Source organism: Nocardioides turkmenicus (assembly GCF_011045035.1).
Lineage (GTDB): Bacteria > Actinomycetota > Actinomycetes > Propionibacteriales > Nocardioidaceae > Nocardioides > Nocardioides turkmenicus.
The window spans coordinates 1-20,865 of record NZ_JAALAA010000013.1 but is presented as its reverse complement, the minus strand read 5'-3'; the positions used below and the strand labels follow the sequence as shown (position 1 = coordinate 20,865).

Genomic DNA, 20,865 nt, shown 5'->3' with positions numbered 1-20,865 from the left:
GAAAACTGAAACGTGTTCTAGTCTCGCACTCATGGCGCTGAACCTTGCTGACCTCTTCGAACACGCCGTCGACGCCGCGCCCGAGAAGGTGTCGGTCCAAGTCGGCGACCGCAAAGTGACCTACGCCGAGCTCGAGCGTGAGTCCAACAAGCTGGCCCACTACCTGGCGAGCCAGGGGATCGGGAAGGGTGATCACGTCGGGCTCTACTCCAAGAACTCCGTCGAGCACGTCATCGCTCTCCTCGCCATCCTCAAGATCCGTGCCGTCGCGATCAACGTGAACTACCGCTACGTCACCGGCGAGCTGGAGTACCTCTTCGAGAACGCCGACCTCAAGGCGCTGGTCCACGACCGCGTCTACGCGCCGCTGGTTGCCGAGGTCGCCCCCAAGCTGCCGGGGCTGACGACGTTCGTCGCGGTCCCCAACCCGCTGGAGCCCGACGACGACTCCGACCTGAGCCCGTTCGGCGGCGTCACCCTGAAGGAGGCGCAGGCCGGGCAGTCCGACGCCCGCGACTTCGGCGAGCGCAGCCCTGACGACATCCACGTCATCTACACCGGCGGCACCACCGGCTTCCCCAAGGGCGTGATGTGGCGCCACGAGGACTTCTGGCGCGTGCTCGGCGGCGGCATCGACTTCATGACCGGTGTGCCGCTCGAGGAGTACGACCAGTCCAAGCAGGCCGCGGGCGACGGGCTCATCACGCTGCCGCTCAGCCCGCTGATGCACGGCGGGGCCCAGGCCTCGCTGCTCATGCACCTCTTCGCCGGCCAGGTGACCATCCTGGAGCCCAAGTTCGACCCGGTACGCACCTGGGAGATCGTCGACCGCGAGAAGGTCCAGATGATGTTCATGACCGGCGACGCCATGGCGGTGCCGCTCATCGACGCGTACGAGGCCGGAGGATTCGACGGGCAGTCGCTGTTCGCCATCGCCTCCAGCGCCGCGATCTTCTCCAAGTCGGTCAAGGAGCGCTGGATGAAGGCGTTCCCGAACGCGGTCTTCACCGACTCCGTCGGGTCGACCGAGACCGGGTTCCAGGGCACGGGTCTGCAGGACGCCTCGGCTCTGTCGACCGACGGTCCGGTGGTCACCGCAGGCCCGCACACCGCGGTGATCGGCGACGACGGGCATCCTCTGGACCTCGCCAAGGATGTCGGCAAGATCGGCCGCACCGCTCGCAAGGGCCACGTCCCGGTCGGCTACTACAAGGACCCGGAGAAGTCGGCGAAGACCTTCGTCGAGATCGACGGCGAGCGTTACGCGATCCCGGGCGACTATGCGCGGGTCGAGACCGACAACCGGCTCACCCTCCTCGGCCGCGGCTCCAACTGCATCAACACCGGCGGGGAGAAGGTCTACCCCGAGGAGGTCGAGGCGGCGATCAAGGCGCACCCCGACGTCTACGACACGCTCGTCGTCGGGATCCCGGACGAGCGCTACGGGCAGGCCGTCGCGGCGGTCGTCCAGCCGCGACCGGGCGCGACCCTCGAGCTCGAGGGGCTGCGTACGTTCCTGCGGGCGCACCTGTCCGGCTACAAGCTGCCGCGAGCGCTGACCATCGTCGACGAGGTGCCCCGCAACGCCACGGGCAAGGCGCAGTACCCCAAGGCCAAGGAGATCGCGCTCGCCACCCAGGCGGCCGCCACCGACCCCGACGCAGAAGGAGCACCAGCATGATCCGTACGCCTTTGTGCGAGGCCTTCGGGATCGACTACCCGATCTTCGCCTTCACCCCGTCCGAGCACGTCGCCGCCGAGGTCTCCAAGGCCGGTGGGCTGGGTGTGCTGGGCTGCGTACGCTTCAACGACGCCGAGGAGCTCGACCGCACGCTCACCTGGATGGACGAGAACACCGACGGCAAGCCGTACGGCGTCGACGTCGTCATGCCGATGAAGGTGCCGACCGAGGGCACCTCGACCGACCTGTCCGCCTACATCCCGGCGGAGCACACCGAGTGGGTCGACAAGACGCTGCTCTCGCTGGGTGTGCCGCCGCTGCCGGAGGGGGAAGGGCGCGAGGGGGTGCTCGGCTGGCTGCACTCGACCGCGCGCTCACATGTCGACGTCGCGCTGCAGCACCGCCCGGTGCTGATCGCCAACGCGCTCGGCACCCCACCCAACGACGTGATCGAGAAGGCGCACGAGCACGGGATCAAGGTGGCCGCGCTCGCGGGCGCCCCGAAGCACGCGGTCTCGCACGTCTCCAACGGCGTCGACATCATCGTCGCCCAGGGCTACGAGGCCGGCGGGCACACCGGCGAGATCGCCTCGATGGTGCTCCAGCCCGACATCGTCGACGCGGTCGGGCCGGACGTACCGGTGCTGGGCGCCGGTGGGATCGGCTCCGGCCGGCAGATCGCCGCGTCCCTGGCACTCGGCGCTCAGGGCGTCTGGACAGGGTCGATCTGGCTCGGCACGTCGGAGTACCGCAACCTCAACACCCACGCCGGCTGGGAGACCGCCTTCACCCGCGCGACCTCCGCCGACACCCGCCGGATGCGGATCTACACCGGAAAGCCCGCCCGGCTCCTGAAGTCGAAGTGGACCGACGCCTGGGAGGCCGAGGAATCGCCCGCGCCGCTGCCGATGCCGCTGCAGAACCTGCTCGTCTCCGACGCCCACAACCGCATCAACGCCGCCGGTGATCCAGATGTCGTCGCGATGCCGGTGGGGCAGATCGTCGGCCGGATGAACGAGGTGCGCTCCGTCGCCGAGGTGATGGCGGACCTGATCGCCGAGTTCGAGGCCACGGTCAAGCGCCTGGACGCGATCTCTCAGGGCTGACGCCCCGCACCACCGCCGCGAGGCGCCGGCTCGGTCTTCCGAGCCGGCGCCTCGTCGCATGCCTGCATGCCGATTCGCCTTACGGCGTCGCACTATCGCACACAATGGTCGCCGGCGCCGCTAGCGCACACCGCAACCCCGCCCCTGAGAGGGGACGGCCCTGACAGGATGGGCGAGTGACGATCTCGAGCTACGTACGTGACGGCCTGACCTTCGACGTGATCGACTCGGGCCCCGCCGACGGCGACCCGGTCGTGCTCCTGCACGGCTTCCCGGAGCGGGCGACCTGCTGGCGCGAGGTGTCGCCGATCCTCCACGAGGCGGGCTTCCGGACCCTCGCCCCGGACCAGCGCGGCTACTCCCCGGGTGCCCGGCCGCGTACGCGTCTGGGCTATGGAGCCGGTACCCTGGTCGAGGACGTGGTGGCACTGATCGACGAGATCGGTCGTCCGGTGCACCTGGCCGGGCACGACTGGGGGAGTGCGGTCGGCTGGGGAGTGGCCGCCAAGCGGCCCGACCTGGTGCGCAGCTGGACCGCGATGTCGGTGCCGCACCCGGTCCCGTTCGCGCGGTCGATGAAGGGTCCGCAGCGACGTAGGTCCGCCTACATGGCCTTCTTCAACATCCCGTTCGTCCCCGAGCTCGTCGCCGGTCGCGACGGCCGGATGGAGCGGATGATGCGGGGGAGCGGCTGGAACGACGAGGACATCGAGCGGTTCCGCAAGGAGATCGTCGACTACGGCGCGCTCCCCGGAGGACTTGGCTGGTACCGCGCGCTCTTCCTCGCCCCGCGTGTCGGCCGGGTGTCCGTCCCGACGACGATGCTCTGGAGCGACCGCGACGTCGCCATCGGCCGCACCGCGCTGGAGGGCAACGAGAACTCCGTCACCGGTCCCTACGAGTTCATCGAGCTCCCCGGGGTCACCCACTGGATCCCGACCAAGGCGCCCCGGGCTGCAGCGGACGCGATCCTCTCGACGATCGCGAAGGCGGATCGGCGTGAGTGACGGCCCACGCCGGGTGGCGCGCCACGCGACAGTCGGAGGTGTCACCGCCGCGGCCGGTGCGTCGGCGGGGATCGGGCTGATGGACCTGCTGTTCTCCCCGGCGGTCACCTTCTTCGGTCGATTCATCGAGGTGGAGGAGGCAGACACCGGATCCGCGGTGGGCGACGCGCTCGCGGGCGGGTTCGGGGCGCTGGGGGCGGTGCTTGCCGCGGTCTTCTTCGCAGCCGTCGTGCTGCTCACGGTCGTGGTGGTGATGCCGTTGACGACCATGGGCCTGGCGCTCGGCGCATCCGGGTTCGAGCGCGCCTGGTTGGCAGTCCTGATCACGCTGCCGCTCTCCGTGGTCGGATTCCTCTTGATCGGTCAGCTGCTGCCGGGTTCGGTCCCGTGGTGGCTCTGGCCGGCGGTCACAGCGGTCGCGGCAGCGGTATCGGTCTGGCTCGCCGCCGCGGTCCCTACGCGGTCGCGCCGGCGGACGGCGACGTCGGCCGGGGTGCGGTGTCCCGAGCCGTGATCGCTTCGCCGACACCCTGGATCGCCCGACGGATCATGTCGCCGTACGCCCCGGGCGGAAGCCCCGCGGCACGCTCCTCGGCCTTGCCGATGTGTTCGCCGGCCGCCGCGAAGGCGCCCAGCCGACGGAGGTTGTCGGCGATGTTGAGGTGCAAACTCGGGTAGAACCCGGCAACCCGCAGGCTCGCGTCGTGCTCCTGCGCCCGCTGGTCGGTGAGGGCGTCGGCGGCGTCGAGGGCGCGTACGTCCCAGATCAGCGCCACAGCCGGGTCCGAGTAGAGGTCGGCGAGGTAGTGCGCGAGCGTGCACCGGTGGAGCGGGTCGCCGAGGACGCCGAGGTCCGTCCAGATGGCGAGCAGCTCCTCCCGCGCTCGGGCGACGTCTCCTTCGTGGCCGAGGGTCACGGCAGCCGTGATGGCGTCCATCGTCGGATCAACAGCAGGCGTTGCGGTCATGTCCGCGATCCTGGGGTTTCGACCGGCCTGAAGGTCAAGGAGTTGAGTACGCAGACTCATCACGCCGCACTCCAGGGCCGCCAGACTCGTGGCATGCTCGCTTTCCACCGCCCGATCCTGACGCTGCGGCGCATCAGTCGGGTGCCCTGGGCTCCTGCCGCCACAGTTCTCGCATCGGGCGTGGCCCTCGTCGCGATGGGGAACCTGGCATCCAACTGGCTGGACGTCTACCTGGTCTTCTTCGGCGACCAGCCGCAGGTGCTGCCGTCGAACGTGGCGGCCTACCGGGTCTGGGGCACGATCGCGATCCTCGCCCTGGCGGCAGGTGTGGTGGTCCACCTGCTCAACCGCCGACGTCGAGTGCTCACGACGATCTGGCAGGCGCTGCTGGTCGTCGGCGGAGCCGCGATCCTCGTGCTTTGCTACATCCCGGGGGCGGTCGACCTGCCGGTGCCGGAACGCGACCACGACGGCTACGGCGCTCCGCCCTGCTACTCCGGCGGCGACAACGACGAGTGCGTCGGAGGCTGACGCCTCGGCCTACGGCCCCGAGTCGGCGCAACTGCCGCACGCAAGGGGAGCGGCCAGGACACGCTTCCAGACACGCGGGACAAACGCGCCGACTCGATGCCGTGGCGTGGGGCAGACGCGCCGAATCGGCAGGGCACGTGGGTGTCGTGTGCTCGACCGTGAGGTGGGTCGTTGTGATCGGTGGTCTATGTGCGTCGGGTGAAGCGGATGTCGCCGTTGGGGAGGCGTTCGTGGGTGTAGGTGGGGTCGTGTGCGCGGTGGTGGTGATGGCTGCAGAGGAGTGCGGCGTTGTGGAGGTCGGTCGCACCTCCCTGAGCCCAGGCGATCCAGTGATGGGCCTCTGCCCAGGTGCCCGGGATGTCGCAGCCTTCGGCTTCGCAGGTGGCTGAGCGAAGGAGGAGGGCCCGGCGTTGGGCGGCGGTGAAGAGGCGTTGGTTGCGGCCGAGGTCGAGGACCTCGGAGTCGCCGCCGAGGACGGCGGGGAGGATGTTGGCGGTGCAGGCCAGCCGCCGAGCCTGGGCAGCGGTGATCGGGCTGCCGCCGATGATCTGGGCGATGCCGGCCTCTTTGCGGAGCTGGTCGAGGTCGATGGTCACGATCACCGTGGTCGCGTCCCCGCCATGGATGGGCAGCCTGCCCGGGTCGAGGGTTTCGAGCAGCTGGCACAACGCACGCCCGAGGCGTCGGTCGTAGGGCAGGTAGTCGCCGGTGTCGGTGTGGGTGCCGTCCTCGCGCCTGGGTGAGGCGAAGGCCTCCAGGTTGGTGGCCAGCCGGTCCGCTGCTGCGTCCGGGACGATCGCCGTGATGCGGGTGGTGCCATCGCCGAGGCGGTGCATGCTCAGCCGGGTCTTCCTCCGGGCGTGGGCCTCCTCGGCGGCGAGGCGTCGGGCTTCTTCGGCTTCGGCGATCTCGGGGGCGATGACGTCGAGGATCCGGCGCCCGAGCCGGCGGAGCTGGGTGGGGTCGAACTGAGCCGCATAGCCGACCAGGGTTTCCTCGGCCCGCGTCTTGATGTCGGGGTCCAGATCGGACGGGAGGTCGTCGAGGGCTGCCACGATGACGTGTGCCTGGGCGGGGTTGCAGGCACCGGTTCGCATCGCTGCGGCGACCAGGCCGTAGGTGCGGTCCAGTGCAGTCGCGAGTCGGAGGTCGGCCCGTAGGGTCTCGGGGCGCTGGTGGGTGTGGTGATGCAACCAGGCCGCCACATCCCGAGCGGCCTCCTCGGCGGCCACATCGGCAGCGCTTGCGATCACCCGGAGCTCGAGCTCGGCCAGCTGGGCTTTGGCCCTAGCGATCTCGAGCAGGGTGGCGGCTTTCTGGTCGGTGCCCATGAACGACGGGTTCGCATCCGCCACACCGTCCAGGGCGCCGGTGATCGCGACCACGGCTCCCAGCACAGGGTGGGGCTGTTGCAGCGTGGTCATCGAAACGGTCACCTCCCGACGTACGAACTCACGGGATCCACACACGCGGATCCGTTTGGTTCGCTGGTCTTGGAGGCCCGGCAGTACGGGCTATTACTTACCCTCGCAGCTCAGCGTTGACGCCCCTGGTTCCCCTGGATTACCCCACACCCGATGTGTCCCGGGTGCGGCGGCACGCCTCTTTCGAGGTGGTCGGCCTTCACGTTTACGCCTGGGCCGAGCCTACCACACCAAGCAAAATCAAACGAACCCAATCAGGTAAACCCAGTCAGGGACAGGTATCCCCAACCAAAGCCAGACCGCGCTGGAACCCGGACAAGTCAGGTGAATGGCACCCAACCCAGACACACCCAGGTGCTAAACTTCCCAACCCAGACCACGTATTGGCCCCACCCGCGCTGGAACCCAGACACGAGACAAACGGACACACATCCAGACCCCCACACGAACTGCGGCCAGCGGCGAGCTGGACGGCGCTCCAGCGGGGAAGGGAGCCCGAGCGTCACACGGCGACAGCGGTCAGGCTGGCGTCACTGTCGGTCACGGCCCGTTCGCCGATGGCCTTGGCGGTCCTTTCGTGCGTTGTGCTGTCGAGGAAGCCCTGATCGCGTTGTAGCCGAGGGGATCAGGATGAGGGCCACGATGGCGCTGCTGTGAGCGATGCTCCAGCCGGCCGAGGCCCAGGCCGCCGCGCCGTCGAGCGCGGTCTCGTCGGCGCGGGGAGCGGCCACCTCGTAGAGGACGAAGAGGACGCCGGCGATCGCGACCGCGACGGCGCACATCCGACGCTCGATAAACCGAAGCGCTATCGCACAGCCTGGTCGCTTGCCGCGATACAGCACAGAGAACCGCCACGACGAGAGGGGCTCGGGTGAAACACCCGAGCCCCTCAGGATCGCCGCAAGGTCAGGACGCCGCGAACGTACGTCCGATCTTCAGGGCCTGCTCGGTGGCCCCGCCGAAGACGAACTCGAACCGCTTGGCGGTGGTGAAGTAGCGATGCGCCTCGCCGTCCAGGTCGATCCCGACCCCGCCGTGGACGTGGACGGTCGTGTGAGCGAGGCGGTGGGCGGCGTCGGCGGCCCAGAGTTTCGCGACCGCGACCTGGTCGGCGGCGGGAAGGCCGGACGAGACCCGCCAGGCGGCCTGCCAGAGGGTGAGCCGCTGGGCGAGTACGTCGATGAACCCGTCGGCCAGCCGCTGGGAGATGGCCTGGAAGGTGCCGATGGCGCGGCCGAACTGCTCGCGGGTCTTGGCGTGGGAGGAGGTGAGCTCGAGGGCGCCCTCGGTGACGCCCAGCAGCTCGGCGGCAGCGGCGACGGTCAGCAGCTCTCCCAACCGGTCGGCGGTCGAAGCGTCGCCGATCCGGCGGGCAGGCGCGGAGGCGAACGAGACGAGCGCGGTGACATCGCCGTCGCTGGTGTGCTGGGCGTGGCGGTCGACGCCTGTGGCCGTGGCCTCGACCAGGTAGACCCCGACGGTGCCGTCAGAGGAGGAGGCCGTGACCAGGAACGCGTCGGCGATCGTCCCGGCCCTGACCAGCGTCTTCACGCCGGAGAGCGTCTCGCCAGTGGCGACGACGGTGGGGGATTCGGGCAGGTGCGAGTGCTCCTCGGCGACCGCGGCCGTCAGCACCCGGGACCCGTCGGCGGCGCCGGCCAGGGCGTCCGACGCCGTCTCGGCCAGCAGCAACCCGCACGGCCCGTGCACGGCCAGCGGCACCGGAGCGACCCGTCGCCCGGCCTCGATGAGCACGCGGCACAGCTCGACGAGCCCGAGCCCGGCGCCGTTCTGGTCGTCCGGCAGGTGGAGGCCGAGCAGGCCGGCCTCGCCGAGGGCGGTCCAGAGAGAGGTGTCGAAGCGGCCGCGGTCGCCGGCATCCGCCTCGACCGTACGCAGCCGCTCGAGCGTGGTCGCGTCGCCGATGATCTTGGCCGCGAGCTCGGCGGCGTCGTCGGATTCAGTGGTGAAGGAGAAGTCCATAGTGCTCTCGCAATCGACTGTGTTGGTCTCGACACGCTCGCTCGCGCTCGCGGCTCGACCGACGGATGGATGGGTCAGCGCTTGGCGGCGGGGAGGCCGAGGCCCACGTAGCCGATGATGTCTCGCTGGATCTCGTTGGTGCCGCCGCCGAAGGTCATCACCAGCGACGAGCGGTGGAAGCGCTCCAGGCGGCCGGCGAGCACGGCGCCGGGGGAGTCGGCGGTCAGGCCGGCGTGCGGGCCGACGATCTCCATGAGCGTCCGGTAGACCTCGGTCGCCAGCTCCGAGCCGTACACCTTGGTCGCCGACGCCTCGGCCGGCGACAGGGCGACCCCGTGGTCGGCGTCGGAGGCGAGCTTCCAGTTGACCAGTGACAGTGCCTCGATGCGGGCATGCGCCCGGCCCAGCGCGAGCTGGACCCATTCGGCGTCGATCACCCGGCCGCCGCCCGGCACCGTGGTGGCCCGCGCCCATTCCTTCACCATCCCGAGCGAGTGCACTAGTGGTGCGGCTGACGTGAGAGCGACGCGCTCGTGGTTGAGCTGGTTGGTCATCAGTGCCCAACCCCCGCCGCGCGAGGAGACGAGGTTCGAGGCGGGCACGCGTACGTCGGAGTAGTAGGTCGCCGAGGTGCCGACGCCGGCCACGGTCTGGACCGGCGTATAGGAGAACCCCTCGGAGGACGTCGGCACCAGGATCATCGACAGTCCCTTGTGGCGCGACGCCTCCGGCTCCGTCCGGCAGGCGAGCCAGATCCAGTCCGCATACTGGATCAGCGAGGTCCACATCTTCTGGCCGTTGATCACCCACTCGCCCGTGCCTTCGTCGAGGACGGCACGTGTCTGCAGCGACGCGAGGTCGGTCCCCGAGCCGGGTTCGGAGTAGCCGATCGAGAAGTGCAGCTCACCGGCAAGGATCTTCGGCAGGAAGTAGTCCTTCTGCTCCGGCGTACCGAACCGCATGATCGTCGGGCCGACCGTGTTGAGCGTGAGATAGGGGATCGGCACCCCGGCCACGGCGGCGGCATCGGTGAAGATCAGCTGCTCCACCATGGATCGGTCCTGGCCGCCGTACTCCTTCGGCCAGCCGATCCCGAGCCAGCCGTCCGCGCCGATCTGCCGGATGGTCGAGAGGTAGACCTCCTTGTCCGCCTCGTCGCCGAACTCACCCGACGCTCGCGCGAGCGCCGCGCGACGCTCGGGCGTGACCAACTGGGCGAAATAGGAGTTGAGCTCTGAGCGAAGTTGCTCCTGGGCGGGTGTCAAGGCCACATGCATGTGATAAAACTAGAACAGGTTCTTGTTTTTGAATAGGCTCAGCTTGGAAAGACCAAAGCGGAAGGTACGAAAATGGCCGACCCCACCACCCAGACCCGCACGCTCGATCACGGCTCTCAGCCGGAGCGCTTCGCGCGCGGTTGGCACTGTCTGGGCCTGGCCAGCCAGTTCAAGGACGGCAAGCCGCACGCGGTCGAGGCGTTCGGCGGCAAGCTGGTCGTCTGGGAGAACAGCAAGGGCGAGCTCGGCGTGCTCGACGGCTACTGCCGTCACATGGGCGGCGACCTCACCCAGGGCACCGTGAAGGGCGACGAGATCGGTTGCCCGTTCCACGACTGGCGCTGGGGCGCCGACGGCCGCTGCAAGCAGATCCCCTACGCCCGACGCGTCCCGCTGCGCGCCCGCACGAAGGCGTACGAGACCGTGATCCGCAACGACTCCCTGCTGATCTGGCACGACCCCGAGGGATCGAAGGCCGACTACGACATCCTGCCGCCGGAGCTGCCCGACATCGGCAACCGCGAGGTCTACACCGACTGGATCTGGAACACCGTCCCGATCAAGGGCAGCCACTGCCGTGAGCTGATCGACAACGTGGTCGACATGGCGCACTTCTACTACGTGCACTTCGCCTTCCCGACCGACTTCCGCAACGTCTTCGAGGACCACATGGCGACGCAGTACATGGCGTCCAAGGGGCGGCCTGATGTCGCCGGCGGCTACGGCGACGCTGACATGTTCCTGAAGTCCGAGGCGACCTACTACGGCCCGGCGTACATGATCAACTGGCTCGAGGTCGACTACAAGGGCTTCGTGACCGAGGTGATCCTGATCAACTGCCACATCCCGACGGGCCCGGACTCGTTCCTCCTGCAGTACGGCATCACCGTCAAGAAGCCCGAGGGACTCGACGACAAGACCGCCAACTTCATCGGGAAGAAGTACGCCGACATGTTCGGCGACGGGTTCCTCCAGGACGTACACATCTGGCAGAACAAGGTGCCGGTGCAGAACCCGCTGCTGTGCGAGGAGGACGGCCCGGTCTACCAGCTGCGCCGCTGGTACGAGCAGTTCTACGTCGACGTCGCCGACATCGAGCCCGAGATGCGGGCCCGCTTCGAGTTCGAGGTCGACACCACCAAGGCCAACGAGTACTGGCACGAGGAGGTCGCCGAGAACCTCCGCCGGATCGAGGCCGAGAAGGCCGAGAACCCTGAGTCGAGCGACGCAGGGGTCAGTTGATGGCCTCGTTCGTCCCGACGTCCCAGGACACCGTCGAGGACCAGCGGCTCTACACCCAGGCCCGTCTGGTCGAGGTGGAGTGCCTGGACTGCCTCGCGCGTGTCGGGGTGAAGAAGAACAGCGAGCACCAGACCTCCGTCCAGTGGACGGCCGAGGCGCAGGCCCAGTGTCCGGACCTCGTACGCCGCAAGGCTGCCGCCGACGGCGCACGGCTCGTCCACGCCCGCTGCCCTCGTCTGGCCGCGTCCATCGAAGCCGCCGTCGCCGACGGCCGGATCCAGATCGGAGCCGAGGATGGCTACTGACTCCTTCCTGCTGCCCGTCCGCGACGTCGTCAAGGAGACCGCCGAGGCCCACTCGATCGTCTTCGAGCTCCCCGAGGACGCGAAGCACGCCTTCCAGCCGAAGCCGGGGCAGTTCCTGACCGTCGCGGTGCCCAGCGACCGGGATGGTCTGGCGGCCCGCTGCTACTCGCTCTCGAGCGCCCCGGGCGACCCGCTCACGGTGACCGTCAAACGCACCGTCGACGGCTACGCGTCCAACTGGATCTGCGACAACCTCCGGCCCGGCGACACGCTCCGGGTGCTCCCGCCGAGCGGGATCTTCACCCCGGCCGACCTCGATGCGGACTTCCTGCTCTTCGCCGGCGGATCGGGTGTCACCCCGATCATCTCGATCGCCCGATCCGCCCTGAGGGAGGGAACAGGGCGGATCGTGGTCTTCTACGCCAACCGCGACGAGCGCTCGGTGATCTTCGCCGAGGAGTGGGCGCGGCTCGCCGCCGAGCACCCGGACCGGCTCCAGGTGGTCCACTGGCTCGAGTCCGTCCAGGGACTGCCCACCGGGGAGCAGCTCAAGGCGTTCGCCGCCGACCACCTGACGTACGACGCGTTCGTCTGTGGTCCCGCGCCGTTCATGAAGGCGACCGTCGCGGCGCTCAAGGAGCTGGAGTTCCCGCGGGCGCGGCGCCACCAGGAGAAGTTCGCGTCCCTGGGCGGCAACCCGTTCGGCGACATCGCGCCGGTCGAGGAGGCCGAGGCGGAGGTCCCTTCGACAAGCTCAGGACATCGCGTCGACGGCACCGGCGTCGCCCAGCAGCCGGTGACGCTGGAGATCGAGCTCGACGGCACCACGACGACGTACGACGACTGGGACCCGGGCACCCCGATGCTCGACTTCCTCGAGTCGAAGGGGGTCAAGGCTCCCTACTCCTGTCGCGAGGGCGAGTGCTCGGCATGCGCGTTCCGGCTGCTCGAGGGCGAGGTCAAGATGGTGCGCAACGACGTGCTCGAGCAGGAGGATCTCGACGACGGGATCCGGCTCGGTTGCCAGTCGCTGCCGACGACCGACACCGTCCGCGGCACCTACTCCTGAGGGACTCGCGAGAGACACAGATCACCAACCGGTTGCCAGGTCGAGGTGCCTGGCGCGATAGTGTCGCGCTGCCCGAACCACATCCCACCGGGTCATCCGTAGCGAACCACAACGGGTGGTCGGTGGGGCACAAGCGAGGTTTCCCCCCACCGTGTTCAATCGCAACTTCTACGCCGCGCAGGACGACCGACGGTTCGTCGTCGGCTATGCCCTCGACCTCGGTTTCCGGGTCTTCGACGCCTATTCGGCGCCCGGCCAGCCGTTGAGCGAGATCACCACGACGGCATCGGCCTCGCTGCTCGCGGCCCGGCCTGCGTTCAAGCTCTACGCTCCCAACACCGGCCCCGAGCCGGTGATCACCCGGGTCGAGCTGGACGAGTCCGAGTTCGGCCCCTCGGCCTACGAGTACCAGTGCAACGGCTGGGGCCTGATCGGCCTCAACTTCGGTGGCGTCGTCGGCCTCGGTGGCCTCGGCTGGAGCACGCTGACCACCATGGCGGAGGCCCGCGCGGCTCGCTGGCACGCCGTCGAGCCGATCGGCCCCGCCCCTTCGGAGTGGAACTGGCCCGCCGTCGACGAGGCTGCGGTCAAGATGTTCGAGGCGATCACCTCGATGGCCGGCTCCGCCGTCGGCGACAGCCCGATCCTGGCCGCCGCGGGTCAGCTCATCAAGGACAAGGGTCTGCTCTACGAGTCCGGCGGCGGTCTGCACGCGCGCCCCGGTCTCGGCTGACGCTCCGCTGGCTTGATACGCCAGGCGTATCAATGCCTGGCAGATCGATACTTCACAACCCCGCGTCGGTGATCCTAGATTCTCGGGCATGGACGCCACCTGTGAAGCCCTCCCGTCGTGAACGCGGTCGACGTCCACCACGTCGTCACCGGCCGGGCCGACGGCCCGGTGGTCGTGCTCTCCAACTCGCTGGGGTCGACCCACGCGATGTGGGACGAGAACCTGGCCAACCTCGAGCGCCACTTCCGAGTGGTCCGCTACGACACCCGCGGGCACGGCGCCTCGCCCGTGCCCGCCAGTCCCTACACGATCGACGACCTGGTCGACGACGTCGTCGCCCTCCTGGACCGCCTGGGTGTCGAGCGGGCCCACTTCGTGGGCCTCTCGCTCGGCGGCATGACCGGGATGCGGCTCGCCGCGCGCGAGCCGGAACGCGTCGACCGGCTCGTGCTCCTCTGCACCGGTGCCCATCTGGCGCCGTCCTCCGCCTGGCGCGATCGGGCGGCCACCGTGCGTGCCGATGGCACCCGGGCCGTCGCCGAGGCGGTCGTCGCGCGGTGGTTCACGCCGGGCTTCCTCGAGGCCGCCCCCGACGTGAAGGCGTCCTGCGAGGCGATGGTCGCCGCCACCCCGGCCGAGGGGTACGCCGGCTGCTGCGAGGTCATCGCCGCCATGGACCTGCGCCCCGACCTGCCCGCGATCACCGCACCGACCCTCGCCATCGCGGGGGCCGACGACCCCGCCACCCCGCCGCCTCATCTCGAGGAGATCGCCGAGGCGGTCGAGGACGGCCGTCTGCTGGTCGTCCCCGACTCGGCCCACCTGGCCAACGCCCAGCAGCCGGGGACCATCACCCGCGCCATCGTCGAGCATCTCCGGTCGACCTGACCGGAGCGGCCGTCACCGGATAACCAGGTGCGGCCCACCGCGCGACCTGTCTAGGTTCGGCTCTGATGCGAGAACCCGACGCCCATGCTTTCGCCGTGCGTGAGGTACGCGATGCCCCGACCGCCCGGGCAACGAGTACGTCTTCCTCGCCAGCGCGGAAGCCTGACGAAGACTCGCCGATGCTGCGTCCGGCTGGTTGCCGCTCAGCGGTTTAACTTTGCAGGGTGGCGAACACGAGCGAGCCGGTCACGTCTGTCGAGCGCACCGTGGCGACGCAGGACCATCGTCTGCGCGCGACACAGGCAGTCGGAGCGCTGATCCTGTTGGTCGTGTCCCTGTCAGCTCCGGTGCTGGTCAGCATCGACGACTCGACAGGGCAGGACCACCGGGACGTCAAGGCGATCTGGTCCGGGCTGGCGTACGGCAAGGTCCTCGTCAGCAACCCGGATGCCGATTTCGGAAGCCACACCTCCCATGTCGTCGTGTTCGCCGGACTGATCCTCACGGTGATCCTCTGCCTGGTGATGCTGCTGGGGGCGCTGTCCGTGCTGGTTCCGCTGTCGACGAAACCACGACGCTTCTGGTCGGCCGCGTCGATCGCGACTGCGCTCGCGCCGATGGTGACGCTCGTCGGGCTCGGCCTGTCTTCGGGCGAATCGGAGCTGGCCGCGACGTGGACGACCTTGGCCCCGACCGCACTTGGCCTCTGGGTCCTCGCCGCAACGATGGATCACTCGGCGTCCTGAGTCGGGCCTCGCGCGCCGCACTGAGAACCCGCGTACCCAGAAGACCTGTTTGGCGGTGACCTCAGCCGTGTTGCGAGAGGACGTCGAAGACGACCTCGACCTCTTCTCCGGCGGCGAGGCGCCAGACCGCGGCGGCGACCTCGTCGGGGTCGAGGGTGGCGTACGGGGCGGGCACGCCGGGTTCGGTGAGCATCTGGTGGATGTCGCCGCGCTCGATCAGGCCGCCGACGACGAGCGAGCCGACATGGATCCCGTCCTCGGCGACCGCGGCGGCCAGGGTGCGGGCGTAGGTCCGCAGGGCTCCGGAAGCCGGGGCGTAGGGGCCGAGGAACGGGAGCGGGACGAGGGCGCTGACTCCGGAGACGTACACCAGGGAGCCGCTGCCGCGGGAGCGCATCGCGGGCAGGACGAGGGAGGCGACCTCAGCGGCGGGCTCGACGGTCTCGGCGACGGCACGGCGGATGTCGGCCGGGCCGGTCTCGAGGATCCCGACCGACGGCGCGCTCAGGTCGTGGGCGCCGGAGCCGTGGTAGACGACGTCGACCGGGCCCAGCTCCGAGGTGATCTCGGTGAGGGCACGGGCGGCCTCCCCGGGGGCTCGGAGGTCGGCCGCGACCGCGACGGTGCGTACGCCGGTGGGTGCCAGGGTCTCCAGGTAGCCCGGGTGGCGATCCGAGCTGCGCGAGACCAGCCCGACGGCGTACCCCTCCTTCGCGAACCTCTGCGCCACCGACATGCCGAGGCCAGGGCCGGCGCCCAGGACCGCGATCGTGCTCATCTTCTTCTCCCTCATGGATAGGTTGCTGATGACAGCAACCCTCGCCGTCCGGCGGCGCTCGCGGAAGAAGGCACTTCAATGTCAGATGGGAACAGCGATGTGCCCCAGCACATCGTGAGCGTGGCTCTGGGACCTGGGCTGCCGGCGCTCGTCCCGGCCGAGGAGTACGAGGCATGTCCGGTCACCCAGACACTGCAGATGCTCGGCGACAAGTGGACTCTGCTGGTGATGATGATGCTCGCCGAGCGTCCGCACCGCTACAACGAGCTGCGTCGCCGGGTCGAGGGGATCAGCCAGCGCATGCTGACCCGGATCCTGCGGGTCCTCGAGGACGAGGGGATCGTGACGCGCACGGTGTTCCCGACGGTGCCGCCGGGTGTTGAGTACGCGTTGAGCGACCGCGGCCGGGAGCTGCTGGTGCCGCTCGCCGGGCTCGCGGACTGGGTGGTGCGGGGGACGGCCGCTTAGAACCCCCGGGTCCAGACGACCTGCTCGTGGAGCTTGCGGGAGCGCCAGCCGTCGGGCGTACGGACGAAGGTGTGGCGGTAGAGGCCGCCTACCTCGACGACGCGTTCGCCGCCGGCGCCGTCGGAGATGACCATGGGGTTGTCGAAGTAGGCGACGATCTCCGCCTCGTCGGCCGAGTCGGAGAAGGCGTACGAGATCTGGCCGACGGTGTGGAGCCGCTTGCTGGAGAAGGCCGGAAGCATCTCCGCCAACCAGGCTTTGACCTGCGGGTACGCGTCGACGGTGCCGCCGGACTCGGAGTAGTCGATGACGGCGTCGGGGGTGAAGACGGTGTCGAGCGCGTCCCAGTCGCCGGTGTCGACGGCGAGCGTGTAGCGGGTGAGGGCGTCGGCGATCTCGGCTCGGTCGCTCAGCTCTTGAAGGTCCACGGAATCTCCTAGGTGCGAGGTGAGAGGACGACGACCGGGATCTCCCGGTCGGTCCAGGTCTGGTACGTCTCGAAGTCCGCGTACGTCTCCAGCAGCCGCGGCCACAGGGCGGCCCGCTCCGCAGGGTCGGCGACACGAGCCCGGACGAGCCGGCGGCCCCGGCGGGGGAGGCGGACGGCGACATCGGGGTGAGCGCGCAGGTTGGCGACCCACTGGGGGTCCTTGGGCAGCCCGCCCTGGGAGCCGACGACCACGAGATCGTCGCCCGAGGTCATGAAGAGCAGGGGAGTGGTGAAGGTGCTGCCCGACTTCCGCCCGATGTGCTCCAGGAGGAGGACGGGGGCGGGCTTGCGCCAACCCGCCATCACCCGCCACCGACCGCCGACCCGGCCGTTGGTCAGCTTGAACAGCGCGGTGTTGGCGCGGGCGCCGTACTTGATGATCCTCGCCGTCAGCGGCGAGTCCAGGCCCGGAGGACGGTCAGGCGAAGGAGACATGACGAACACTCTGGCAGAAACCTAGAACACGTTCTAGTGTTGGCTCATGCGCTTCACCTATGCCGAGGCAATGACGCAGGCCGACTACTACGCACCGCTGGCCCAGGCGGCGGAGGCGGCGGGCTACACCAGCATGACCGTGGCCGACAGCCTGATCTACCCCGAGGAGTCCGACTCCACCTACCCCTACACCGACACCGGCGACCGGGAGTTCCTGCAGGGCAAGGAGTTCATCGAGGCCTTCATCCTGTGCGCCCACCTGTTCGCGGTGACCGAGACGTTGCGCCTGACGCCGTTCGTGGTGAAGCTGCCGGTGCGCCCGCCCGTGCTGGCCGCCAAGCAGGCCTCGAGCCTCGCCTTCCTCTCCGGCAACCGGCTCGGGCTCGGTGTCGGCCTGTCGCCGTGGCCGGAGGACTTCGCCGCCCTCGGCGTCGACTGGAAGCGCCGCGGCAAGCGGATGGACGAGTGCATGGACATCCTGCGCGGCCTGACCGACCCGAGCGGTGACTTCTTCGGCTACTCCGGCGAGTTCTACGAGTTCGCCCCGCTCCAGCAGCGCCCGGCGCCGACCGAGAAGATCCCGCTCCTCGTCGGCGGCCATGCCGACGCCGCCCTCCGTCGCGCGGTCCTCAAGGGCGACGGCTGGATGCACGCCGGCGGTGACGGCGAGGAGCTCGACCGCCTGCTGGTGCGCCTGGCCGAGATCCGGCGCGAGGAGGGCGACACCCGCGACGACTTCGAGGTCCACGTGATCAGCTACGACGCGTACGACCTCGACGGGATCAAGCGGCTCGAGGACAAGGGCGTGACCGACTGCATCGTCGGCTTCCGCGACCCGTATGTGAAGGGCGCCGACCCCGAGCCGCTGGAGAAGAAGATCAAGCACCTGGAGTGGTACGCGGAGAACATCATCGCCAAGGCGAACGGATGACCGCGCCGGAACCCAGCGCGGCGTACGGCCTCACCGAGCCGCTCCAGAACGCGATCGCTGAGGCGGAGGAGCTGATCGCGAACGCGCCGTTCATCCGGACGGAACAGGACCGGCTCGAGGGCTACGAGTACCTCTCCGGCCGGATCCGGATGGCGATGCAGACGGCGTTCGACTACGACCTCGAGCAGCCGCTCTTCGTGAACCCGACCCACCAGTTCTCCAAGCAGGGCCTGGACAACCCCGACGCCATCTATCTCAACGCCTACCTGCGGGAAGGTGTCGAGTACGTCATCCGCGGCCGTCGCGGGACCAGCGCCGACCTCTCCTTCCAGGTGATGGGCGGCGCCTACACCGCGGACGCCGCCGCGACCAGCCTGATGGCCTTCGACGACCGCAAGCTCCAGGTGGAGGACGACGGGTCCTTCGAGTTCACCTACACGGCCGAGCCCGGCGCGAAGACCCTGATCGTGCGCGAGGTCTTCAACGACTGGGACACCGAGACTCGCGGCACGATCACCATCGAGCGACCCGACACCCTCGGCCGGCCGCGCCGCCCGCTCACCCAGGACCTGCTCCGGAAGAAGTACGAGGTCGCCGCCCGGTCACTGACCGGTTCGATCCAGACCTGGTTCGCCTTCCCGCAGTTCTTCCAGTACCAGGAACCGGTCAACACGCTCACCGTCCCGGCCCGGACGCCCGGCGGGCTGGAGTCGCAGTTCTCCTCGATCGGTCACTACGAGCTGGCCGAGGACGAGGCGCTCGTGGTGGAGGTGCCGCGCTGCGACGACTGTTCCTACCAGGGCTTCCAGGTCGGCTCCGACTGGTACGCCTCGACCGACTACGAGACCCACCAGACCAGCCTCACCAAGGCCCAGGCGGTCACCGACCCGGACGGCGTGATGCGCTTCGTCATCTCCGAGCGCCCGCCCCTGGACGGCGAGCCGATCGCCAACTGGCTCGAGGCCACCGGCCACCGCACCGGGTCCCTGATGCTGCGCTGGCAGCGGCTCGAACGCGACCTCACCGCCGCCGACGGGCCGGTGGTCCACAAGGTGGGCCTGGACGACGTACGCGACCTGCTTCCGCACACGGAGACGCTGAGCCCCGGGGGGTATGCGGAACGGATCGCCGCACGTCAGCGGGCGGTTGCCCGCCGAATGCTGAGCTGAGGGGGAGGCGACGCGACGGCGTACGGCGCCTATGATTGCCGCCCATGGCCAGCCCCCACCACGAGCCACCGACGATCCCGGGTTTCCGGCATCGCGCGCTGATCGGCGCGGGCGGATCCTCCGAGCTCCTCCTCTACGAGTGGCAGCAGGAGAAGGTCGACGTCGCCGTCAAGGTCTGGAAGGACCGGCTCAGCGCCGAGGTCCAGGACGCACTCGCCAGGGAGACCAAGGAGGTCGCCGAGCTCTCCGCGCATCCGCACGTGCTACCGCTGCACGCCGTCGGTGTCTCCGACGACGATCGCAGCTTCGTGGTCATGGACCATCGCTCCGGCGGTGACCTGCAGAAGCGCTGGACGAGCGGGCGGCTGCCCGTCGCGGAGGCGCTGAGCATCACGATCAAGATCGCCGGTGCGCTCGACGTCGCCGCTCGCCACGGGATCCTGCACGGCGACGTGAAGCCCGCGAACATCCTCCTGACCGGTGCCGGGGAACCACAGCTGGCCGGCTTCGGGGCGCTCTCCTCGGCCGGACGTGCTGCCGGCATCGAGTCGACCTCGCTGCCGTGGATGGCGCCGGAGATGCTCGCGGAGCCGCCCGAGCCGAGTGCCTGGGCAGACATCTGGAGCCTGGCCGCGACCTGCTACACGCTGCTGGCCGGACGTACGCCGTTCGAGGGCGGTTCCGGTGGCCCTCAGGCGCTCTCGGAGCGGATCCGGGAGCACGAGCCGGTGCCCATCGACCGCGCCGACGTCCCGGCCTCGTTCGAGGCGGCGCTGCGCAAGGCGATGTTCAAGCGTCGCGCCGGGCGGCACTGGAGTGCCGCCGACTTCGCCAAGGCGCTCCAGGCGGTCGAGGAGGAGCTCGGGCTTCCGGTCACCCCGCTCGCGGAGATGCGGGAGCCGGCGGACGAGATCGTCGAGGCGCCTGGAGCTCCTGAGGTGCATGAGGTCCCCGAGGCCACCGCGGTCGCGCCCGAGCCGGTCCTAGCGGAGCCCGAGGCGCCTGGAGAGGAGGACACCGCCGAGGTGCCGATCGTCACCGGCCCTGTGATCGGCCCTGTGATCGGCCCTGTGATCGGCCCTGCCGACGGTGCCGTGAGCCAGCCCACGATCGAGCCGGCGCCGATCCCGGAGCAGACCGACGAGGACGTCCTCGGACACCGCTCCGACGTCGACCGGCTGGCCCGCCTGCTCGCCTCCGCGCACACCCAGCTCCCGATCTCGGTCGCCGTCCAAGGCCTTCCTGGCAGTGGCCGGTCGACCTTCCTGAGGAAGGTCCAGGAGCGCATCGAGTGGCTCACCGAGCACGACGAGACCTATGCCGCTCGTAGCAGGCACGTACGCATCGATGCCCGTCAGCACGCTCACGGCGACGTGGCGAGCGGAGTGCTCGACCAGGTGCACGGCACGGGCAAGAGCGAGCTGTCGCCGCTGGTCGCGAAGCACCAGGCCGCACAGCGACGGACGGCAGAGCTGCGGGCAGCGCTGGCCGGGCTGCCGGAGGAGGACGGCCACCGTGGCAAGCGGCGTACGCAGCAGCCGATGACCGCCACCATGGCGATCGCGGCCATGGACCGAGAGGTGGCCGCCTACGAGGCCGCGCTGCGGGCGGCGCCACCCGGCCCACCGCCACCC

The 20,865-nt window shown here is 69.5% G+C and carries 23 protein-coding genes; 15 read left to right on the top strand and 8 right to left on the bottom strand.

What is annotated here, in order from left to right:
- Positions 1-31: 31 nt before the first annotated feature.
- The 4 genes from G5C66_RS15910 (at position 32) to G5C66_RS15895 (ending at position 4,308) form a co-directional block, all read left to right on the top strand.
- Positions 32-1,681 (top strand): acyl-CoA synthetase, encoded by a 1,650-nt coding sequence (locus tag G5C66_RS15910; RefSeq protein WP_165111944.1) that lies wholly within the window; start codon positions 32-34, stop codon positions 1,679-1,681.
- Complete coding sequence (locus G5C66_RS15905; protein WP_206444179.1) at positions 1,678-2,787, top strand: NAD(P)H-dependent flavin oxidoreductase; 1,110 nt, start codon at positions 1,678-1,680, stop codon at positions 2,785-2,787. The genes G5C66_RS15910 and G5C66_RS15905 overlap by 4 nt, the downstream gene beginning before the upstream one ends.
- Before the next feature lie 176 nt (positions 2,788-2,963).
- Complete coding sequence (locus G5C66_RS15900; RefSeq protein WP_165111943.1) at positions 2,964-3,794, top strand: alpha/beta fold hydrolase; 831 nt, start codon at positions 2,964-2,966, stop codon at positions 3,792-3,794.
- Entirely contained in the window at positions 3,787-4,308 is a 522-nt protein-coding gene (locus tag G5C66_RS15895) for a hypothetical protein (RefSeq protein ID WP_165111942.1), read from the top strand. The genes G5C66_RS15900 and G5C66_RS15895 overlap by 8 nt, the downstream gene beginning before the upstream one ends.
- On the opposite strand, the gene G5C66_RS15890 is transcribed toward G5C66_RS15895, so the two are convergent.
- Positions 4,250-4,762 (bottom strand): hypothetical protein, encoded by a 513-nt coding sequence (locus G5C66_RS15890; RefSeq protein ID WP_165111941.1) that lies wholly within the window; start codon positions 4,760-4,762, stop codon positions 4,250-4,252. The two genes, G5C66_RS15895 and G5C66_RS15890, sit on opposite strands and share 59 nt — an antisense overlap.
- 93 nt (positions 4,763-4,855) lie before the next feature.
- On the opposite strand from G5C66_RS15890, the gene G5C66_RS15885 reads away from it, so the two are divergent.
- A complete protein-coding gene (locus G5C66_RS15885) occupies positions 4,856-5,293 on the top strand; it encodes a DUF6234 family protein (RefSeq protein ID WP_165111940.1) in 438 nt (145 codons plus the stop codon).
- Between the two features lie 185 nt (positions 5,294-5,478).
- On the opposite strand, the gene G5C66_RS15880 is transcribed toward G5C66_RS15885, so the two are convergent.
- The 4 genes from G5C66_RS15880 to G5C66_RS15865 form a co-directional block, all read right to left on the bottom strand.
- The gene (locus tag G5C66_RS15880; protein WP_165111939.1) at positions 5,479-6,717 is read right to left on the bottom strand and encodes an HNH endonuclease signature motif containing protein; all 1,239 of its coding nucleotides are present in this window, start codon (positions 6,715-6,717) and stop codon (positions 5,479-5,481) included.
- A 530-nt stretch (positions 6,718-7,247) separates the two neighbouring features.
- Positions 7,248-7,499 (bottom strand): hypothetical protein, encoded by a 252-nt coding sequence (locus G5C66_RS15875; protein WP_165111938.1) that lies wholly within the window; start codon positions 7,497-7,499, stop codon positions 7,248-7,250.
- A 124-nt stretch (positions 7,500-7,623) separates the two neighbouring features.
- Positions 7,624-8,700, bottom strand: coding sequence for an acyl-CoA dehydrogenase family protein (locus G5C66_RS15870; RefSeq protein WP_165111937.1), 1,077 nt, complete (start codon positions 8,698-8,700; stop codon positions 7,624-7,626).
- A 74-nt stretch (positions 8,701-8,774) separates the two neighbouring features.
- The gene (locus G5C66_RS15865; protein WP_165111936.1) at positions 8,775-9,977 is read right to left on the bottom strand and encodes an acyl-CoA dehydrogenase family protein; all 1,203 of its coding nucleotides are present in this window, start codon (positions 9,975-9,977) and stop codon (positions 8,775-8,777) included.
- 72 nt (positions 9,978-10,049) lie between these two features.
- Here G5C66_RS15865 and G5C66_RS15860 point away from each other — a divergent pair, with 72 nt between their 5' ends.
- The 6 genes from G5C66_RS15860 to G5C66_RS15835 all read left to right on the top strand — a co-directional run bounded on the left by G5C66_RS15860 (position 10,050) and on the right by G5C66_RS15835 (position 14,960).
- Positions 10,050-11,219, top strand: a complete 1,170-nt coding sequence (locus G5C66_RS15860) for a 3-ketosteroid-9-alpha-monooxygenase, oxygenase component (protein ID WP_165111935.1) — start codon at positions 10,050-10,052, stop codon at positions 11,217-11,219.
- Positions 11,219-11,524: a hypothetical protein gene (locus tag G5C66_RS15855; protein ID WP_165111934.1), complete on the top strand. Its 306-nt coding sequence runs from the start codon at positions 11,219-11,221 to the stop codon at positions 11,522-11,524. Before G5C66_RS15860 ends, G5C66_RS15855 begins: the two co-directional genes overlap by 1 nt.
- Positions 11,514-12,593, top strand: coding sequence for a ferredoxin--NADP reductase (locus tag G5C66_RS15850; protein ID WP_165111933.1), 1,080 nt, complete (start codon positions 11,514-11,516; stop codon positions 12,591-12,593). Before G5C66_RS15855 ends, G5C66_RS15850 begins: the two co-directional genes overlap by 11 nt.
- A 151-nt stretch (positions 12,594-12,744) precedes the next feature.
- On the top strand, positions 12,745-13,326 hold the full coding sequence (locus G5C66_RS15845; RefSeq protein ID WP_165111932.1) for a hypothetical protein: 582 nt from the start codon (positions 12,745-12,747) through the stop codon (positions 13,324-13,326).
- 117 nt (positions 13,327-13,443) lie between these two features.
- Positions 13,444-14,214 carry a 3-oxoadipate enol-lactonase gene (pcaD, locus tag G5C66_RS15840; RefSeq protein WP_165111931.1) on the top strand — a complete coding sequence of 257 codons (771 nt, stop codon included), beginning with the start codon at positions 13,444-13,446 and terminating at the stop codon, positions 14,212-14,214.
- Between the two features lie 224 nt (positions 14,215-14,438).
- Positions 14,439-14,960, top strand: a complete 522-nt coding sequence (locus G5C66_RS15835; protein WP_165111930.1) for a hypothetical protein — start codon at positions 14,439-14,441, stop codon at positions 14,958-14,960.
- Positions 14,961-15,021: 61 nt separating this feature from the next.
- Here the strand turns inward: G5C66_RS15835 and G5C66_RS15830 are convergent, their stop codons facing one another.
- Positions 15,022-15,753, bottom strand: coding sequence for an SDR family NAD(P)-dependent oxidoreductase (locus G5C66_RS15830; protein ID WP_241248580.1), 732 nt, complete (start codon positions 15,751-15,753; stop codon positions 15,022-15,024).
- Positions 15,754-15,816: 63 nt separating this feature from the next.
- On the opposite strand from G5C66_RS15830, the gene G5C66_RS15825 reads away from it, so the two are divergent.
- The gene (locus G5C66_RS15825) at positions 15,817-16,206 is read left to right on the top strand and encodes a winged helix-turn-helix transcriptional regulator (protein WP_165111929.1); all 390 of its coding nucleotides are present in this window, start codon (positions 15,817-15,819) and stop codon (positions 16,204-16,206) included.
- Here the strand turns inward: G5C66_RS15825 and G5C66_RS15820 are convergent.
- Positions 16,203-16,634, bottom strand: coding sequence for a nuclear transport factor 2 family protein (locus tag G5C66_RS15820; RefSeq protein ID WP_165111928.1), 432 nt, complete (start codon positions 16,632-16,634; stop codon positions 16,203-16,205). The two genes, G5C66_RS15825 and G5C66_RS15820, sit on opposite strands and share 4 nt — an antisense overlap.
- A gap of 8 nt (positions 16,635-16,642) precedes the next feature.
- Complete coding sequence (locus tag G5C66_RS15815; RefSeq protein ID WP_165111927.1) at positions 16,643-17,131, bottom strand: nitroreductase/quinone reductase family protein; 489 nt, start codon at positions 17,129-17,131, stop codon at positions 16,643-16,645.
- A gap of 46 nt (positions 17,132-17,177) precedes the next feature.
- On the opposite strand from G5C66_RS15815, the gene G5C66_RS15810 reads away from it, so the two are divergent.
- From G5C66_RS15810 to G5C66_RS15800, 3 genes are all read left to right on the top strand, one after another.
- Positions 17,178-18,062 carry a TIGR03619 family F420-dependent LLM class oxidoreductase gene (locus tag G5C66_RS15810; RefSeq protein WP_165111926.1) on the top strand — a complete coding sequence of 295 codons (885 nt, stop codon included), beginning with the start codon at positions 17,178-17,180 and terminating at the stop codon, positions 18,060-18,062.
- Positions 18,059-19,231 (top strand): DUF1214 domain-containing protein, encoded by a 1,173-nt coding sequence (locus G5C66_RS15805; protein WP_165111925.1) that lies wholly within the window; start codon positions 18,059-18,061, stop codon positions 19,229-19,231. The genes G5C66_RS15810 and G5C66_RS15805 overlap by 4 nt, the downstream gene beginning before the upstream one ends.
- Before the next feature lie 44 nt (positions 19,232-19,275).
- On the top strand, positions 19,276-20,865 hold a 1,590-nt coding region (locus G5C66_RS15800), incomplete at its 3' end, for a serine/threonine protein kinase (protein ID WP_165111924.1).

What these genes read in the sequence shown, in the direction of transcription:
- G5C66_RS15890 (WP_165111941.1), bottom strand. Translation starts at nt 4,762, where the DNA reads ATGACCGCAACGCCTGCTGTTGATCCGACGATGGACGCCATCACGGCT.
- G5C66_RS15875 (WP_165111938.1), bottom strand. Translation starts at nt 7,499, where the DNA reads ATGTGCGCCGTCGCGGTCGCGATCGCCGGCGTCCTCTTCGTCCTCTAC.
- G5C66_RS15825 (WP_165111929.1), top strand. Translation starts at nt 15,817, where the DNA reads ATGTCAGATGGGAACAGCGATGTGCCCCAGCACATCGTGAGCGTGGCT.
- G5C66_RS15910 (WP_165111944.1), top strand. Translation starts at nt 32, where the DNA reads ATGGCGCTGAACCTTGCTGACCTCTTCGAACACGCCGTCGACGCCGCG.
- G5C66_RS15905 (WP_206444179.1), top strand. Translation starts at nt 1,678, where the DNA reads ATGATCCGTACGCCTTTGTGCGAGGCCTTCGGGATCGACTACCCGATC.
- G5C66_RS15865 (WP_165111936.1), bottom strand. Translation starts at nt 9,977, where the DNA reads ATGCATGTGGCCTTGACACCCGCCCAGGAGCAACTTCGCTCAGAGCTC.
- G5C66_RS15870 (WP_165111937.1), bottom strand. Translation starts at nt 8,700, where the DNA reads ATGGACTTCTCCTTCACCACTGAATCCGACGACGCCGCCGAGCTCGCG.
- G5C66_RS15810 (WP_165111926.1), top strand. Translation starts at nt 17,178, where the DNA reads ATGCGCTTCACCTATGCCGAGGCAATGACGCAGGCCGACTACTACGCA.
- G5C66_RS15860 (WP_165111935.1), top strand. Translation starts at nt 10,050, where the DNA reads ATGGCCGACCCCACCACCCAGACCCGCACGCTCGATCACGGCTCTCAG.
- G5C66_RS15855 (WP_165111934.1), top strand. Translation starts at nt 11,219, where the DNA reads ATGGCCTCGTTCGTCCCGACGTCCCAGGACACCGTCGAGGACCAGCGG.
- G5C66_RS15830 (WP_241248580.1), bottom strand. Translation starts at nt 15,753, where the DNA reads ATGAGGGAGAAGAAGATGAGCACGATCGCGGTCCTGGGCGCCGGCCCT.
- G5C66_RS15880 (WP_165111939.1), bottom strand. Translation starts at nt 6,717, where the DNA reads ATGACCACGCTGCAACAGCCCCACCCTGTGCTGGGAGCCGTGGTCGCG.
- G5C66_RS15805 (WP_165111925.1), top strand. Translation starts at nt 18,059, where the DNA reads ATGACCGCGCCGGAACCCAGCGCGGCGTACGGCCTCACCGAGCCGCTC.
- G5C66_RS15850 (WP_165111933.1), top strand. Translation starts at nt 11,514, where the DNA reads ATGGCTACTGACTCCTTCCTGCTGCCCGTCCGCGACGTCGTCAAGGAG.
- G5C66_RS15815 (WP_165111927.1), bottom strand. Translation starts at nt 17,131, where the DNA reads ATGTCTCCTTCGCCTGACCGTCCTCCGGGCCTGGACTCGCCGCTGACG.
- G5C66_RS15885 (WP_165111940.1), top strand. Translation starts at nt 4,856, where the DNA reads ATGCTCGCTTTCCACCGCCCGATCCTGACGCTGCGGCGCATCAGTCGG.